We start from the raw sequence: 14,024 nt of genomic DNA, 5'->3' as shown, positions 1-14,024 counted from the left end.
AAAAAGACTTGAACTCACTTGGTTATCCCCCACCGCCGAAAAAAATGGACCATGAGGTCCTGTACTCAGCGAGCAAACGTCGATGACTTCCGATCTATTCGCCCACCAGTTTTGTAATTACCGGCCGCCCTACGTCAGGGCGACCGGATCAGGAATAAAAAAGCCCGTCCCGAAGGACGGGCAAAACCACGCGTCCGGGGGAACGCGAGGGGACCGTCAGATGGCGGACGGTAGGCATTCAGGCCACCGTCTCGCCGGAGTTCTGTACTGCGCGCAATTCCTCACGCCACTGCAGGATGGCCATCAGCGTGCTCGACTTGCAGTCGGACTGACCGTTGAGGATTCGATTGACCGTCGGCTGCGAACAGCCGATCCGGTCGCCAATAGCCTTTTCGCCGAGCTTGGTCAAAGCCTTGATCTCGGCGAGCAGCTGGGAGGGAGTTAGCGTGTTCATGAATGCCAATTCTATACGCGAACGAATATTTGTCAATGCGCGAATGAATCGAACTTTGACCCGCCCTATTCACGCTTGCATAGTTGGGACCATGAAAGAAGACGTTGGCGACCGACTGAACGAGCTTATGCAGGCCCATCCGCTTTACCGTGGACGCGGCGGACAAAGCGCGCTCGGCAAAAAGACGGGCGTTCCGCAGCCCACCATCAACCGTATTCTCGGGAAGAAATCGCTGCCTGAACTGGGCACGCTGTCAAAGCTGGCTATCGAGTTCGGCGTCACAACTGACTGGCTAATGACCGGGCGGCCGCCGAAGTTCATCGCGGATATCGTTCTCACCGATAGTGCAGGCAACGTGACACTCGTCGAGGCGAAGCAGCATCGACAGGACCGGCGAGCCGTTGAAAAAATGGCCGCAGAACAGGCGCTGCCCGAGTACGTGTCCGAGGCGATCGCCGCAATCCATAAGGCTTACGCGGACAACGTACCACGCGAAGCATTTGATGCCGTGCGGGTACTTTTTTCTCAGCTAAAACCCTCGGTTGGTGGCACTATTACTCCTCCGAATAAAGACGAGGCGGTGAAGTCCTCAACCGCGATGCAGAGCATCCGCGAGACGGCCGAGAGAGCCCAGAAGGACGCAGAGAGCCACCTCGCCACACGTACCGAGGACCAACGTGCGGCGCGAAGAATCGGGGAAAAGCGATCAAAAAATATTCGACATTGAGTTGTATAGAAAGCGCAGGCGTCGAATACCAACTGATCGCGAGGCAAAGCCAATGGCAGTCCGAGAACCAGGCGGGTTTGACGGTCAGAGCACCGTCTACCGGGGAAACCTGTACGTGCACATAGACGAGGACGGAAAGGTCGACTTCGATATCGTCCGTGCCGAGCGCAACGACGCGCCCGCCCTAGTTATGGCATGTCTTGTCATGTGCATGAAGCTCACGCAGCTTATAGACGAAGAACAGCGCTCGTAGCACCTCTCCACGACACTCGCCTGCGCCGGCTCCAAGCCGGCGTTTTCGTCTGCGCATAATTATTCATTCGCGCATTGACATTTCTATTCGTTGACGTATAGTTCCGATCAACGCAGCACACAATACACGGAGAAAGCGATGACCTTCACCTACTTCTGGAACGGCGCCAGCGTATCGCGCGCACAAGCATCCCTCCTCGTCGCTCGGGAGGCTTACAGCCACGGCTACGAGAAAGAAAACTGGGAGCCCGCGTTTCGTTCGCCGGGTACCGAAGAGCGTCGCGAGTTTCTCAATGAGATCAGCGGCTACCAACTCGAGATCGTTGCCCACTAAGCGATCGATCGCCTCTCTCCTCGGAGAACAGCCATGCAAACCGGAACAGTTCGTGACGAAGAAGGAAATGAGTTCGCGGGCCAGAAGCGACCGAATGGTTCGGTCACCTGGAAGGTGGGCTCGATGACGCGCTACGCGGATATCGGCGACTTCGCCGATCTGGGGTTCACATGGACCCCGGCCCCTGCGGATGACGATGCCCCGCTCGCATACCGCGAACCGGTCGATGCACCGCGTTTCTTTCGCATAACTGGCGAAGGTTTGTAGGAGAGCGCCATGTCTCAGATTGCATCCGACCTGATCGAGTTGAAGCGGCTGGCTGACGGTGGCGCCGGCGCACTGACCGAGCATCTGCTTCGCGAGGTCGCGGCGGACATCATCGCCGAAGGCGTTGCGGACGAACGAGGAGGCTGCTGATGGATCCGGTCGTTCAGTCAATTGCGGTCGTATTCACAGTTCTCGCAGTCTCGCTTGGATTCGAAATAAAGCGTCTGCTAACTCGAAAGTAATACCCCCAGAGGGCGAATGGTTCTTCCCAGTCAGGAGTCCAGTCATGCGCTACGTCGACAAAGACCTGAATCACGATTACCGCCTCACGCGCGATGTGGATGAGGTCGAGCCGATATCACCAGAGCCATACGGAGATTTTCTAGATCGCCGTTTGAAGGATGAGGCCTATCTGGATTTCCCAGCCCCGTACTCGTTTTCTCAGGTGCTGCAATGAGCAATCTCGTCATCGGGTTTCTGATGTGGTCGTTCGTCGCGTTTTGCCTCTGCCGCATCGTGAGGTTCGCGTGAACCGTTACTTCCTGAATCGCCTTGCCGGCCGCGTTGTGCGGCGCGTGCTTGGCATGCAGCGCGAGCCCGTGCGTCAGATGTCAGAAGGTGATTACCGCCTGATCGAGCACGCTTTCGCGTTCGTGGTTGCGACCGCCGCGTTGGGTCTTGTGGCGTCAGTACTGCTCTTACTCAATTGGAGACCGACATGCTGAAAGACCGCATTCTCGATCTGAAGTACGAAATGCTGTGCGCCCGCACGGCCCGCCGTCAGGAGGCTGCGAAGGCCGCCCTCGTTCGTCGCGGCGTGGTGCCGCGCGTTCGGATCAGCGGCGCCTACGTGCCGCCCTGCGTAGCTCGCGTCTACACGTACACGAACGTTCGAGGTCTGGCGTGAAGGACTTCAACTCGTGGTTCCTCGATACCACCGAGCGCATTCTCGCACCGAAGAAGATCGAGCGCGTTCTCACGCCTGAAGCTCAGGCAGAGCGCGACGACTTCAAAGCCATCGGCTACGAGGACAGAGGATGCACCTGCTTTACCGGCTGCGTCCCGTGCGGCTGGTGTACGCATCCCGGCAATCCGTTGAATCAGGACGAAGACGAATCCTGCTGGATGGAGGTGTCCCAATGATCCGCGCTATGGACCGCTTCTACGAGAAGCACCCGAACATATCGTTCGCGATCGCAGTGCTCGCGGTCTTTGCGATTATGTACATCGCACGGGACTGGGACCAGTCGGAAACGTCGGTGCTGCGTCTGCAGATGATGGCGGCAAGCCGGAGCGCGACCTGATGAGCAACCTGACCATCCGGGCGTCGGCATTCGGTGGACTCTTCGACTGCGGGTACAAGTTCGAAGGCGAACACATTCTGGGCATGAGGCGCCCAGCAGGCGTGCGCACGCTGCTCGGCACCGCGACGCATAGCGGCACTGCAGCCTTCGATTCGGCACGTTTGCGCGGCGAGAGCATCTCGCCCGATGACGCCGCCGGCGTGTTCGTTGATGCCCTGCGCAACCCCGAATACGAGGTCAAGGTATTCGACGACGATCTGTCGTTGAAGGAAGCCGAACGGATCGGTCTGACGCTCACGACGAAGTATTGCACTGAGATCGCGCCGCAATTCCATTACACCGCAGTGGAAATGACTCTCAAGCCACTCGAAATCGACTGCGGCGGCGGTGTCACGATCACTCTGACCGGGACGATGGACCGTGCGCGCGCGGCCGAGACAGACGCCGGCACGATCATTCCGGACGTCAAGACAGGTTCGAAGGTCGTCTCGAACGGCGTAGCCAACATCAAGGCGCGCTCCGCGCAAACCGGCACCTACCAGCTGATGTATGAGCACACGATGCGCGAGCCGACTGCTGGTGCGCAAGTCATTGCACTCGGCACCAGCTCGAAGACACCGGTCGCCGTCAGCCCCGTTTTTGATGCGCGCCGCATTCTCATTGGCACCGATGAAGCGCCCGGGCTGATCCAACTCGCGGCAGACATGTTCCGCGCCGGCCTTTTCCCGCCTAACCCCGCTTCGTATCTATGCAGCAAGCGCTACTGCGCCCGCTGGGAGCGATGCATTTACAGAGAGGATTGACACCATGAACGCACGCACCCTCGCCGACGTCGCGCAACAACCGATTGCCGGCAGCGGCTCAACCGACGTCACCATCAACATGTTCTCCGCGCAGGGATTTGCACTAGCCCAGCGACTCGCTAACGCCTACCAATCGTCGAACGCGGTACCGGCGCCGTTTCGGTCAGTTGTCACGAAGCGGGAAAAGCGTGGCGACGACTATGTCGACGTAGAAGTGCCGAATCCTTCGGCGATGGGTAACTGCATCGTCGCCATTGAGACGGCACAAGCCGTCGGCATGTCGATCACGGCGGTGATGCAGAACGCTAACATCATCGAAGGTCGCCTGACATGGTCTGCGAAGTTCGTGATCGCTGCGATCAACGCCTCCGGTCGCTTTCACCCGCTCCGATTTGACCTCCAGAACCTGGGAATCATCAAGGCCACTTACAAGGAGAAGGGCTCGTGGAATAAGCAGAACCGCAAGTACGACATGATCGAAAAGGAAGTCGAGATCGAGAACCTTGTGTGCGTCGCCTGGACTCTGCCCCGCAACGTTCAGTTCCCGCGCGACGTGTACACGTTGGCCGACGCCAAGGCCATCAAGCTTCCTGTGATTGAGTCGTCGCCGGTAAGCATGCGCCTGGCTGTCGAAGAAGGCTGGTACAGCAAGCCAGGCAGCAAGTGGCAAACGGAAATGAAGTACCAGATGCTGCAGTACCGCGCAGGCTCTTTCTTCGGGAATATCCACGCACCTGACGTCGTGATGGGTATGGGACGCACCACCGAGGAAGCGATCGACACGATTGACGTCACGCCGCAGGCAGACGGGACGTACGCAGTGAGCGTCGAAACTCTTCGCACCCAGCCTGCTGCATCGAGCGAGTCCGAAACCAAGAACAAGGTCGTGGACGCTACCGACGTCGAGTCAACTGAAAAAACAAAGCAAACGGATGGCCCCAGCGCGGCTCAAGCCCAGGCTGGTGGCAGTCCCGCATCGAGCGCGACCGCCTCGACGGTTTCAGGGGGCGAGACGAGCGGCCCGCTCAGCTACGCACAGATCGTTGATCGCCTGAAGGCCGCTGATTCCAGCGACGCGCTGGAAGGCTTGCGCCCTCTGATCAACGACGTGCCCGATCCGCAACAGGAAGCTGAATTGGTCGAGTTTTTCACAGACCTCCAGAAGAAATTCGCCCGCGCCAACCAACGCGCCAGCCGCAATTCTAACCGGCCGTCGGCCGAATAACCCGCGCACGATCGCGACCCCTTCATTCCGTCGATAGGAGCAAATGGACATGGCATTCGAGTACGAACGGCAGTTGACGAAGCTGATGCACATCAACATCCGCACCGAGAAGCATGGCGATCAGGACGTCACCGCCGTCGATCTGAGCCTGCGCTACACAGCGAGCAACCAGTCGCTCGCGATGCTCTCGCCCACGCTCAAGTCGTCGCTGTACGAGAAGGAAGACACGCCGCAGCAGGAGGTGAATCCGGATGTCGATCACCTGACGGTTGTGAAGAACCCGAAGATGGGCCGCATCAAGTGGGAAGAGAAGTACGAGCACGCCCGATTCGTCTTCCACATCGGCGCCAGCGGCAAGGAAGACGTCAAGAGCGCTGACGCGACCGCCGGGAAGCTTGTGATCGATCCGAAGCAGGGCGGCACCGTCGTTTATGACTATCAGGTCAGTCTTTACCCGAGCGATACGGATCTCGCAAAGATGGCCGGCAAGTTGAATCAGGAAGTGTTCATCACGCTTGATCCGGAAGGCGGCGAAGCGGAAGACGTGAAAGACAAGGCTGACACCGGCAAGGGTGCGAACGAGATCGCCGAGCAGTTGAAGGCAGCTAACTCGCGCGGCGGTGGACGTACCAAGAAGCAACTCGCGATCGTCGAATAAACCTTCACGGGGAAAGTCGGCACCGACCGGATGAAGCTGCCGCGCAGCGCGAATCTCCGACAGATGCCAGCGAGTACCCCCTCCTTCGAGAACCAGAATGAAAATCAACCATATCGTCGCGACGAACTTCATCGGAGCGAGCTCCATCGACGTGTCAATCGAAACTCCCGTGGCCGTCTTCGCCGGTAACAACGGTGCCGGCAAGAGCAGCCTGTGCGAAGGCATCAGCGCGGCGCTAACGGGCGATGTGTCACGAGTCGCGCTCAAGAAGGAATACGGCGATCTCGTCACTACCGGAAAGAAGAAGGCCGAGGTCGTTGTCTCAACCGACCACGGCGAAGCAAGCATCGCGATGCCAGACGGTAAGCACGTCGGCCTTCCTCTGCACGCTGAAGCGCTGCCGTTCGTGCTGCGCCCTTCCCTGTTCTCATCGATGAAGGATACCGAGCGCCGCACGTTTCTGTTCGGGCTGACTGGCATCACCCTTAACGGCGCGACCGTCAAGGAACAACTGATTCAGCGCGAGTGCATATCTGCCAAAGTCGACACCGTCCTGCCGATGCTGCGCTCGGGGTTCCCGGCCGCTTGCGAGTTCGCCAAGGACAAGGCTAAGGAAGCCAAAGGCTCGTGGAAGGCGATCGCTGGCGAGCAGTGGGGGAAGGATAAGTCCGAAGGGTGGGAAGCGGAGATTCCCGACTTCGACGCCAAACGCCTCACGGCACTGAGCGAGCAGCTGGTGACAGTCGACGCTCGAATTGAAGAACATTCACGCACGCTCGGTTCATTGCAAGCGAAGCACGCTGCTTACACGAAGCACACTGCCAGCGCCGAGAACAACGCGGTAAAGGCGAAGGAACTGACTCGCTACACCGAAAAGCTGGCGTTCGACGAAGCTGAACTGGTGAAGGCCGAGGCGGCGCTGCTCGAGGCTCAACAGCGAGCAGGCACCGCGCCGCGTGAAGGCTTGGTTCACGACCTGGCACGAGGCGTTGACTACCTTCTTTCGTTCGAAGAGGTCGATCCGGCAACTGAACAGGATGAGGCTGCACGCGCAGCGCTGGCCGCTTATGAAAAGCAGTATGGCAAGGTCAAACAGGAAGGTGGCGACGCGGAAGCGCGCGCTGCACTGCCCGCGCTGATTCAGGCTCGCGACCTCATGAAGCGGTCAGTCGACAACGACAAGCGCGCGCTCGACGAAGCGAAGACCGCTGCGGCCGCGCTGGAATTGTCCGCAGACGTCGAGAAAGTGACCGACGAAGACATCGCCGCGGTGAACCGTTCGCTTGAAGCCGCGCGCCAGCAGCGTAAGACGCTTGCCGACGAGCAACAGAAGATTCGCAATCAGAAGATGGCCGCCGACGCTGCAGTCGAAACGACGAAGAAAGCGGCCGCGCATCACGCCGACGTGATCGAGTGGCTCGCGATCGCAGACCAACTGGCCCCGGACGGCATCCCGGGAGAAATGCTGGCCAATGCCCTCAAACCGATCAACGCACACCTGGCTGAGTACTCGCGTTCCACCGGTTGGCCTTCAGTTGAAATCGGCGCGGACATGACGATTCGCTACGGCAAGCACCTCTACAGCCTGTGTTCTGAAAGCGAGAAGTGGCGCGCTGACGCAATGATCGCGGTCGCGATCGCGGTGCTGTCCGAACTGAAGTTCGTTCTGCTAGATCGGATGGACGTGCTGCAGATCTCGGCACGCGGCGATCTGCTCGCGTGGCTCGACGAACTCGCAGACCTCGGCGACCTGGACAGTGCTCTTGCGTTCGGCACGCTCAAGCAATTGCCCACCGGACTTGCGCCGACCACATCAGCGTTCTGGATCGAATCCGGCTCGCTGAAGCACGCAGAAGCTGCCCTCGAAACCGCGTAACCCCCTTCTCTCTCAAGCAAGGAACGCCATGACTCCCATCCTCGTGTTCGATACCGAAACGAACGGCCTGCCCCAATGGAATTTGCCGTCGGAAGATCCGTCGCAGCCGCACATCACCCAACTGGCAGCGGAGCTCTTCGACGAAGACAGCGGCAAGGTTCTGTCGTACATGAACCTGCTCATCAGACCGGATGGCTGGACGATTCCCGCCGATCTCGAAGAGTTGACCGGCATCACCAACGAGAAGGCAACGCTCTTCGGCGTGCCGATCGCGCTCGCGATGCAGATCTTCATTCCGATGTGGCGTAAGGCAACGCTGCGCGTCGCGCACAACGAAAGCTTCGACATGCGTATGGTGCGCATCGAGATGATGCGCCAACTGGACGCGGACGATGCGTTCCACGACGAGTGGAAAGCTGGGCCGGCGTTCTGCACGCAGTCCAACAGCACGAAGATCCTCAACCTGCCGCCGACGGAGAAGATGATCCGCGCCGGCCGCAAGCACGCGAAGTCACCGAATCTCGGCGAAGCGTACGAGCACTTCGCCGGCAAGCCGCTCGAGGGCGCGCACGACGCTGCGATCGATCTTTCCGCCTGCAAGACGGTGTATCTCGGGATCAAGGCTCTCCGCGCAAAGGCCGAAGCATGACTGCCAGCGAAATGCTCGACATTCTGGACGACGTTCGTTTCTACGATTACCAGTTCAAGGTGGTCGAAACGAATGGCCTGCCCGCTTACCTGCAGGCTACCTATCTTGAACCGGACATCGTTACGGGCGCGCCAGAGGTTCAGCACACGCGCAAATGGCAACTTTCCCGACACATGACAAAGAGCGAGTTCGTACAGACTGCTTTCAAGTGTTGCATCACGTCGATGGAACACCGGACACGCGAGCACTTTCGCTATAAAGGCGCCGCGGTGTTCGGACCGCACTTCGACGTGGACGCGCTGTTTGAGCTCTGCCAAGCGCGCCAGTTCGATTACAGGGAGGCAGCTTGAGAGCCGAAATCGAGAAGTATCTTGGCACCGTCATGCAATCGACGGCGAAGACCATCGCAGACAGGGTCGGCGCCGATCGTCTGCTGGTGTCGCGCGAACTCAACGCGATGGTGAGTTGCGGAATTCTGGAAAGAAAGCTGGAGGGCGTCGGCGGGCGCCATTCGGAATACATCTACTGGCTCACGCGCAAGGACGCTCAACCGGTATCGAAGGAAGACCACAAAGAGAGTCCCAAGTCTCTGCTCGAGGCGGTCGTGACGGCGGGGAACAATGCCTCGCCGAAAGTCGCAAAACCGGAAGTGACAGACGCGGAACTCGGCACCGTCGAAGAAGCATTGGACCTCGCCTTGCAGTTGCAGGCCGTCATTCGCGAACGAGACGATCTTCGAGTGCAACACGGGGCTGTTGTCGATTCGTTCGAGGTGTATCGCACCGCGGCAGTCGTTGAGATAGACGGCCTGAAAGAAGTGATTACCAAGCTGCGTGCGAACAACGCAGCGCTCGAACGGAGGATCGACGAGTTGACTCTGGTCGACGCGGAATTCGTGCCGTCTCAGGTCTTCGTGACGCTTGGTAGAACTGCGGCGCCGAAGCGTCACCGGACGCTCGAAAAAGCCCAACGCCGCGCACAGCTACTCGTGCGCACCGACAAGGAATCTGAGGTGCTGGTACTGGAGCCGGTGGGCCGCGTCGTGCGTGGTGCCGAATGGAGGTCCCAGTGACGACGAACGAACCGCTATTCGAAGCGCTCAAGCGGCTAGAGCATGCGGACCTTCCACCGACTGACCGCGAGATCCTGCGGCCCGCGTTCGCCGCGCTGCACGGCGGTCAGGCAATTGCGTTACCGGAACGAGTGGTACATCGAATTCGCGCGCTCGACGCGCAACTGAGCGTGTCGCCACGCTGACCAGAGCGTGGTGTGTGTTGAAAGCGGCGCATTCCCGGCCGCTCTTTTTACCGAACAGGAGAGGCAATGCAACAACTTCAGATTCCCCCGCTGTCCGAAGGCGAAGTGTACGTAGGCTCGATCGGCGACAAGAACGGCGACGTTCAACACATCGTCCTGCTGCCCGGCGACAACGAGCGTGCATCGTGGTCCGACCAACTGGCATGGGCGAAGAGCATCGGTGGAGATCTGCCGACGCGGGTCGAGCAGGCAATGTTGTTCGCGAACTTCCGCGATCAGTTTCAGCAGGCCGCTTACTGGTCAAACACGCCGGACGCCGATCCTGACTATGACGGTTGGGCCTGGTATCAGGACTTCTACTACGGTGGCCAGATCAGCAGCCACAAGGGCCACGCGCTCCGCGCGCGTGCCGTCCGCAGATTGTCCATTTAACCATTTATCCATTTCATGGAGCGTCTCACATGACGATCACGCTTGAGGCCATCAAGGCCGAGCACACGAAGGTTGCCGACATGATCGCGGCTTTCGAGAAGCAGGCTGCGACGACCGAGTACGTCGTCAACGCTGCGACGATCACTCTCTCGCCCAGCGAGCGCTACGCAGGATTGATCGTCGGCGAGAACGGCGAGCCCGATTATCACTTGGTCCTGCTCCCAGGTGAAGCCGAGAGCATGGACTGGGTTGCGGCCGGCAAGTGGGCACAGGAGCAAGGCGGTGCGCTGCCCACCCGGCGCGAGCAATCTCTTCTCTTCGCCAACCTGAAGAGCGAGTTCCAGTCCTCTTATTACTGGTCCGGCGAGCAGCACGAGAAGGAGTCAGGTTGGGCCTGGTGTCAGACCTTCAGCACCGGTGGCCAGCTCAACGGCCACAAGTACCACGCGCTCCGCGCGCGTGCCGTCCGCAGATTAATCCTTCAGTAATTTAGTCATTCTTCAGCATGGCCATCCATACCCAACTGCCAATTTATAAGGTCGCTTACGACATGCTCGACGTCGTGACCGACCTCGTAAAGAACATGCAGCGCGACTTCAAGCGCTCGATCGGCGAGAAGATCAGCGCCGAGTGCATCGAGATAACGGTACTCGTGTTTCGCGCCAATGTGGCTTCGAACAAGGAGACGCATCTGATGGAGTTGCTTGAGCGGCTGCAGGTGATCGAGCTGCTGGTTCGTCTCGCGATGGACAAGCGCCTGATCTCGCGCGGCGGATATGCCAAAGCCGTGGAACTCAGCACGAGCATCGGCAAGCAGGCAACTGGATGGCGTCGCGCCGCAAATCGCCCGCTTCATGGAGGCCAAGGCCGTCATGACTGAGCGATCTTTCAATCTGGTCGTGCCGCTGGCTCACGAGGCCACCGCCATGCGCACCACGGAAACCACCCGCCGGCGTGCGGAACGGTCCGGCGCAGTTTCCCCGCTGAGCGATCGGCCGGGCGACGTAGATAGCACGATGGATGCGGTTGGGCCTGGTATCAGAACTTCAACAACGGTAACCAGAACAACAACCACAAGAACAACGCGCTCCGCGCGCGTGCCGTCCGCAGATTGGAACGCGCAGGATGATTTCACTTTTACAGAGCTGGTCGAGGCGTATCTCGACTGCCGGCGCACGAAGCGCAACAGTGCTAGCGCGCTGACGTTCGAGGCGAACCTCGAGCGGAATCTTCGTCATCTATACGACGATCTTGTCGGCGGTAGCTACGCTCCGGGCCGCTCCATCTGTTTTGTGGTGACGCGCCCGAAGCCGCGAGAAGTGTGGGCAGCAGATTTCCGCGATCGCATTGTGCACCATCTGCTGTACAACCGTATCGGCCCGCGGTTCGAGCGTTCGTTCATCGCCGATAGCTGCGCCTGCATCGTCGGACGCGGCACGCTCTACGCAGCGCAGCGCCTCGAATCGAAGATTCGCAGCATCACGCAAAACTGGAGCCGGCCGGCGCACTACCTGAAGTGTGATCTTGCCAACTTCTTCGTCAGCATCGACAAGACGATCCTGCGCGAGCTGCTCGCCCGCAAGATCAGCGAGCCGTGGTGGATGGCCCTCGCCGAGACTGTCCTGTTCCACGACCCGCGCGAGAACTTTGACTTGCGAGGCGACCGGTCATTGATCGCGATGGTGCCGCCGCATAAGCGCCTGATGAACCAGCCGGCTCACTTGGGCTTGCCGATCGGCAACCTGTCGTCGCAATTCTTCGCGAACGTCTACCTCGACGTGCTCGACCAGCGCGCGAAGCACGTTATCGGCGCTCGTCACTACATCCGCTACGTCGATGACTTCCTCTTCCTGCACGAGTCCACCGACTGGCTGAACGCCGCCCTGCGCGACGTGGATGCGTTCCTGCCGGCGACGCTGGGCGTGCGACTGAACCCGCGTAAAACGATCCTTCAGCCGGTCTCGCGTGGCGTCGATTTCGTAGGTCAAGTCATCAAACCGTGGAGCCGCTCGACGCGGCGCCGCACGGCGAACGAAGGTATGCGCCGCGTCGCGGCCGCGCCGGATACAGACGTGTATGTCTTGGCGAACAGCTACTTCGGTCTGCTGCGGCAGGCACCGTCGAGTCACCATGACCGGGCGCAGCTAGCGAACGTTATTCGCGATCGCGGGCACGCGGTGAGTCACGCCTTGACCAAGACCTTTCGCGGAGGTTCGATATGACGAAGCGAAAGCCCGGATCGACCAGACCACCGCGCGTGTTGTGGTCGCCGGAACAGGATGCCATTCTCAAGGCTCGCTATCCGAATGAACGTGCTGAAGATCTGGTGGCAGTTATTGGTCGATCGTTGATTTCTATCCGGGGTCGCGTCGCTAAGCTCGGCCTGAAGAAGAGTGAGGCCTTCTTTGCGGCCTCTGAATCAGGTCGAACTACCGGCGATCGAGGCGCCGGGACCCGTTTCTATAAGGGTATGCCGAGCCACAACCGGGGTACGAGGCGTCCCGGCACCGGCAGTCGCACGTCGTTCAAGGCTGGTCAAAAGCCGCTCAACTGGATGCCAATCGGAAGTCTTCGCGATAGCCAGGGCGGCTATCTGCAGGTCAAGGTGTCCGAAACGGGAAACCAGATGAAGGACTGGGTTTTCCTCCATAAAAAGCTGTGGGTGGATGCGCACGGTCCGATTCCCAATGGACATGCAGTCGTATTCAAGGATCGGGACAAGTCCAACGTTGTGTTGGATAACTTGGAACTGATCACGAAGCGCGAGCTGATGGCACGCAATTCCGTTCACAACCTGCCGCCCGAATTGAAAGAGGTAATTCACCTTAAGGGCGTTTTGACAAGGAAGATCAATGGCAACGATTGACGAACTGCGCACCCATCTGTTTGCCACGCTGGAAGCGCTCAACGACAAAGAAAATCCGATGGATATCGAGCGTGCCAAGGCTGTGGCCGAGGTAGCTCAGGTAATCATCAACTCCGCGAAGGTCGAGGTAGATCACCTCAAGGTTACCGGTGGCAAGGGCACAGGCTTCATTGCCGACAACAAGGATTTGCCGAGGGGAATCACCGGTGTAACGCAGCACAAAATTGCAGGCTGACCCGACATGATGACCCTGCCGCAGTATTTCCTCGTCAAGATCGCCGAGGAAGCATCGGAAGTCGCACAGATCGCGCTCAAGACAGCGCACTTCGGTCTCAGCGAGATTCAGCCGGGCCGCGCTGAGACAAACGCCGAGCGCGTGTATGGTGAACTGAATGACCTGCTCGCCATGGTGCATCGCCTTGGCGAAGTGTCGAACGGTGAATTCTGGTTTGACATTGGTTCGCCGGATCACGTGGCCATTGCCACGAAGCTGGCAAAGGTCGCGCACTTCCTCACCTATTCGCAATCGCTTGGCCTTGTCGAATCCGGAGTGCAAACATGACCACCCCATCCAGCGCGCAGAGCGGGGGACTGAGGCAGTGTCCTAGCCCAATCGTGCGTAGACCGCTAGCCCGCAGCGCCCACGCCGAGCTCGTCGTCATCGTCCATCGCATCGGGATCGTCGCCCAACGCTCGCAGCACGTCGCGCAGGAATTCCTCCTCGGCGATCGCAAATTCGGGCGTGCCGGGTATCAGGTCGTTAAGGCTCTTTTTTCCCTGCGCTTTCCGAACAGCGTCAACGCTGATCCCCAGTGCCTGGGATTCAAGGTAGCGCGGATGTCCCGGGCCAAATTTGGGTTCGTTTTCATTGTCCATGAATCCGATGACGGCAGCGGACAGAGAAACTTTAGGGGTGCACT

Annotated in this window: 25 protein-coding genes; 23 read left to right on the top strand and 2 right to left on the bottom strand. The window is 59.4% G+C overall.

All coding sequences use genetic code 11. The annotated features are described in order from the left end of the window. Positions 1-238: 238 nt before the first annotated feature. A complete protein-coding gene (locus C0Z16_RS27955) occupies positions 239-454 on the bottom strand; it encodes a hypothetical protein (protein WP_102635296.1) in 216 nt (71 codons plus the stop codon). 91 nt (positions 455-545) lie between these two features. Between C0Z16_RS27955 and C0Z16_RS27950 the strand changes: the two genes are divergently transcribed. From C0Z16_RS27950 to C0Z16_RS27845, 23 genes are all read left to right on the top strand, one after another. Continuing rightward, a complete protein-coding gene (locus tag C0Z16_RS27950; RefSeq protein WP_244201380.1) occupies positions 546-1,181 on the top strand; it encodes a helix-turn-helix domain-containing protein in 636 nt (211 codons plus the stop codon). A 391-nt stretch (positions 1,182-1,572) separates the two neighbouring features. Continuing rightward, positions 1,573-1,767 carry a hypothetical protein gene (locus C0Z16_RS27940; protein WP_102635293.1) on the top strand — a complete coding sequence of 65 codons (195 nt, stop codon included), beginning with the start codon at positions 1,573-1,575 and terminating at the stop codon, positions 1,765-1,767. A gap of 33 nt (positions 1,768-1,800) precedes the next feature. Further along, positions 1,801-2,034: a hypothetical protein gene (locus tag C0Z16_RS27935; RefSeq protein WP_102635292.1), complete on the top strand. Its 234-nt coding sequence runs from the start codon at positions 1,801-1,803 to the stop codon at positions 2,032-2,034. 9 nt (positions 2,035-2,043) lie between these two features. Further along, complete coding sequence (locus C0Z16_RS38265; protein ID WP_167403566.1) at positions 2,044-2,184, top strand: hypothetical protein; 141 nt, start codon at positions 2,044-2,046, stop codon at positions 2,182-2,184. Between the two features lie 136 nt (positions 2,185-2,320). Next, positions 2,321-2,491, top strand: a complete 171-nt coding sequence (locus C0Z16_RS37855; protein WP_158244527.1) for a hypothetical protein — start codon at positions 2,321-2,323, stop codon at positions 2,489-2,491. Positions 2,492-2,752: 261 nt separating this feature from the next. Then, positions 2,753-2,941, top strand: a complete 189-nt coding sequence (locus tag C0Z16_RS27925; RefSeq protein WP_102635290.1) for a hypothetical protein — start codon at positions 2,753-2,755, stop codon at positions 2,939-2,941. Further along, entirely contained in the window at positions 2,938-3,177 is a 240-nt protein-coding gene (locus C0Z16_RS27920) for a hypothetical protein (RefSeq protein ID WP_244201379.1), read from the top strand. Before C0Z16_RS27925 ends, C0Z16_RS27920 begins: the two co-directional genes overlap by 4 nt. Further along, positions 3,174-3,338: a hypothetical protein gene (locus C0Z16_RS37850; protein ID WP_158244526.1), complete on the top strand. Its 165-nt coding sequence runs from the start codon at positions 3,174-3,176 to the stop codon at positions 3,336-3,338. Before C0Z16_RS27920 ends, C0Z16_RS37850 begins: the two co-directional genes overlap by 4 nt. Then, the gene (locus tag C0Z16_RS27915) at positions 3,338-4,141 is read left to right on the top strand and encodes a RecB family exonuclease (RefSeq protein WP_102635289.1); all 804 of its coding nucleotides are present in this window, start codon (positions 3,338-3,340) and stop codon (positions 4,139-4,141) included. Before C0Z16_RS37850 ends, C0Z16_RS27915 begins: the two co-directional genes overlap by 1 nt. A gap of 4 nt (positions 4,142-4,145) precedes the next feature. Further along, positions 4,146-5,366, top strand: a complete 1,221-nt coding sequence (locus C0Z16_RS27910) for a hypothetical protein (protein WP_102635288.1) — start codon at positions 4,146-4,148, stop codon at positions 5,364-5,366. A 49-nt stretch (positions 5,367-5,415) separates the two neighbouring features. Further along, positions 5,416-6,024 carry a hypothetical protein gene (locus tag C0Z16_RS27905; RefSeq protein WP_102635287.1) on the top strand — a complete coding sequence of 203 codons (609 nt, stop codon included), beginning with the start codon at positions 5,416-5,418 and terminating at the stop codon, positions 6,022-6,024. Positions 6,025-6,121: 97 nt separating this feature from the next. Then, on the top strand, positions 6,122-7,900 hold the full coding sequence (locus C0Z16_RS27900) for a recombinase RecF (protein ID WP_102635286.1): 1,779 nt from the start codon (positions 6,122-6,124) through the stop codon (positions 7,898-7,900). A 28-nt stretch (positions 7,901-7,928) separates the two neighbouring features. Then, entirely contained in the window at positions 7,929-8,549 is a 621-nt protein-coding gene (locus C0Z16_RS27895; RefSeq protein ID WP_102635285.1) for a 3'-5' exonuclease, read from the top strand. Continuing rightward, complete coding sequence (locus C0Z16_RS27890; protein WP_102635284.1) at positions 8,546-8,899, top strand: hypothetical protein; 354 nt, start codon at positions 8,546-8,548, stop codon at positions 8,897-8,899. Before C0Z16_RS27895 ends, C0Z16_RS27890 begins: the two co-directional genes overlap by 4 nt. After that, positions 8,896-9,621, top strand: coding sequence for a hypothetical protein (locus C0Z16_RS27885; RefSeq protein ID WP_102635283.1), 726 nt, complete (start codon positions 8,896-8,898; stop codon positions 9,619-9,621). The genes C0Z16_RS27890 and C0Z16_RS27885 overlap by 4 nt, the downstream gene beginning before the upstream one ends. Next, positions 9,618-9,806 (top strand): hypothetical protein, encoded by a 189-nt coding sequence (locus C0Z16_RS27880; protein ID WP_244201378.1) that lies wholly within the window; start codon positions 9,618-9,620, stop codon positions 9,804-9,806. The genes C0Z16_RS27885 and C0Z16_RS27880 overlap by 4 nt, the downstream gene beginning before the upstream one ends. 66 nt (positions 9,807-9,872) lie before the next feature. Next, a complete protein-coding gene (locus tag C0Z16_RS27875; RefSeq protein ID WP_102635281.1) occupies positions 9,873-10,238 on the top strand; it encodes a DUF1566 domain-containing protein in 366 nt (121 codons plus the stop codon). A gap of 29 nt (positions 10,239-10,267) precedes the next feature. Next, positions 10,268-10,726, top strand: coding sequence for a DUF1566 domain-containing protein (locus tag C0Z16_RS27870; protein ID WP_102635280.1), 459 nt, complete (start codon positions 10,268-10,270; stop codon positions 10,724-10,726). A 17-nt stretch (positions 10,727-10,743) separates the two neighbouring features. Then, positions 10,744-11,118 carry a four helix bundle protein gene (locus tag C0Z16_RS27865; RefSeq protein WP_102635279.1) on the top strand — a complete coding sequence of 125 codons (375 nt, stop codon included), beginning with the start codon at positions 10,744-10,746 and terminating at the stop codon, positions 11,116-11,118. Further along, positions 11,093-12,460, top strand: coding sequence for an RNA-directed DNA polymerase (locus C0Z16_RS27860; protein WP_455430268.1), 1,368 nt, complete (start codon positions 11,093-11,095; stop codon positions 12,458-12,460). The genes C0Z16_RS27865 and C0Z16_RS27860 overlap by 26 nt, the downstream gene beginning before the upstream one ends. After that, positions 12,457-13,104 carry an HNH endonuclease signature motif containing protein gene (locus tag C0Z16_RS27855; protein ID WP_102635278.1) on the top strand — a complete coding sequence of 216 codons (648 nt, stop codon included), beginning with the start codon at positions 12,457-12,459 and terminating at the stop codon, positions 13,102-13,104. Before C0Z16_RS27860 ends, C0Z16_RS27855 begins: the two co-directional genes overlap by 4 nt. Then, entirely contained in the window at positions 13,091-13,339 is a 249-nt protein-coding gene (locus C0Z16_RS27850; RefSeq protein ID WP_102635277.1) for a hypothetical protein, read from the top strand. Before C0Z16_RS27855 ends, C0Z16_RS27850 begins: the two co-directional genes overlap by 14 nt. Positions 13,340-13,345: 6 nt before the next feature. Beyond that, the gene (locus C0Z16_RS27845) at positions 13,346-13,666 is read left to right on the top strand and encodes a hypothetical protein (protein ID WP_102635276.1); all 321 of its coding nucleotides are present in this window, start codon (positions 13,346-13,348) and stop codon (positions 13,664-13,666) included. Between the two features lie 65 nt (positions 13,667-13,731). Here the strand turns inward: C0Z16_RS27845 and C0Z16_RS27840 are convergent, their stop codons facing one another. Then, complete coding sequence (locus tag C0Z16_RS27840; RefSeq protein WP_102635275.1) at positions 13,732-13,980, bottom strand: hypothetical protein; 249 nt, start codon at positions 13,978-13,980, stop codon at positions 13,732-13,734. Positions 13,981-14,024 lie beyond the last annotated feature (44 nt).

This window comes from Paraburkholderia rhynchosiae, from assembly GCF_002879865.1.
Taxonomy (GTDB): domain Bacteria; phylum Pseudomonadota; class Gammaproteobacteria; order Burkholderiales; family Burkholderiaceae; genus Paraburkholderia; species Paraburkholderia rhynchosiae.
The sequence above is the reverse complement of the archived record's forward strand: the minus strand, read 5'-3'. Positions and strand labels throughout refer to the sequence as shown.

Coding starts and splice junctions, on each gene's coding strand:
- C0Z16_RS37855 (WP_158244527.1), top strand. CDS start 2,321: ATGCGCTACGTCGACAAAGACCTGAATCACGATTACCGCCTCACGCGC.
- C0Z16_RS27950 (WP_244201380.1), top strand. CDS start 546: ATGAAAGAAGACGTTGGCGACCGACTGAACGAGCTTATGCAGGCCCAT.
- C0Z16_RS27890 (WP_102635284.1), top strand. CDS start 8,546: ATGACTGCCAGCGAAATGCTCGACATTCTGGACGACGTTCGTTTCTAC.
- C0Z16_RS38265 (WP_167403566.1), top strand. CDS start 2,044: ATGTCTCAGATTGCATCCGACCTGATCGAGTTGAAGCGGCTGGCTGAC.
- C0Z16_RS27865 (WP_102635279.1), top strand. CDS start 10,744: ATGGCCATCCATACCCAACTGCCAATTTATAAGGTCGCTTACGACATG.
- C0Z16_RS27840 (WP_102635275.1), bottom strand. CDS start 13,980: ATGGACAATGAAAACGAACCCAAATTTGGCCCGGGACATCCGCGCTAC.
- C0Z16_RS27905 (WP_102635287.1), top strand. CDS start 5,416: ATGGCATTCGAGTACGAACGGCAGTTGACGAAGCTGATGCACATCAAC.
- C0Z16_RS27925 (WP_102635290.1), top strand. CDS start 2,753: ATGCTGAAAGACCGCATTCTCGATCTGAAGTACGAAATGCTGTGCGCC.
- C0Z16_RS27910 (WP_102635288.1), top strand. CDS start 4,146: ATGAACGCACGCACCCTCGCCGACGTCGCGCAACAACCGATTGCCGGC.
- C0Z16_RS27875 (WP_102635281.1), top strand. CDS start 9,873: ATGCAACAACTTCAGATTCCCCCGCTGTCCGAAGGCGAAGTGTACGTA.
- C0Z16_RS27845 (WP_102635276.1), top strand. CDS start 13,346: ATGATGACCCTGCCGCAGTATTTCCTCGTCAAGATCGCCGAGGAAGCA.
- C0Z16_RS37850 (WP_158244526.1), top strand. CDS start 3,174: ATGATCCGCGCTATGGACCGCTTCTACGAGAAGCACCCGAACATATCG.
- C0Z16_RS27850 (WP_102635277.1), top strand. CDS start 13,091: ATGGCAACGATTGACGAACTGCGCACCCATCTGTTTGCCACGCTGGAA.
- C0Z16_RS27860 (WP_455430268.1), top strand. CDS start 11,093: ATGGAGGCCAAGGCCGTCATGACTGAGCGATCTTTCAATCTGGTCGTG.
- C0Z16_RS27870 (WP_102635280.1), top strand. CDS start 10,268: ATGACGATCACGCTTGAGGCCATCAAGGCCGAGCACACGAAGGTTGCC.
- C0Z16_RS27940 (WP_102635293.1), top strand. CDS start 1,573: ATGACCTTCACCTACTTCTGGAACGGCGCCAGCGTATCGCGCGCACAA.
- C0Z16_RS27955 (WP_102635296.1), bottom strand. CDS start 454: ATGAACACGCTAACTCCCTCCCAGCTGCTCGCCGAGATCAAGGCTTTG.
- C0Z16_RS27900 (WP_102635286.1), top strand. CDS start 6,122: ATGAAAATCAACCATATCGTCGCGACGAACTTCATCGGAGCGAGCTCC.
- C0Z16_RS27935 (WP_102635292.1), top strand. CDS start 1,801: ATGCAAACCGGAACAGTTCGTGACGAAGAAGGAAATGAGTTCGCGGGC.
- C0Z16_RS27915 (WP_102635289.1), top strand. CDS start 3,338: ATGAGCAACCTGACCATCCGGGCGTCGGCATTCGGTGGACTCTTCGAC.
- C0Z16_RS27895 (WP_102635285.1), top strand. CDS start 7,929: ATGACTCCCATCCTCGTGTTCGATACCGAAACGAACGGCCTGCCCCAA.
- C0Z16_RS27855 (WP_102635278.1), top strand. CDS start 12,457: ATGACGAAGCGAAAGCCCGGATCGACCAGACCACCGCGCGTGTTGTGG.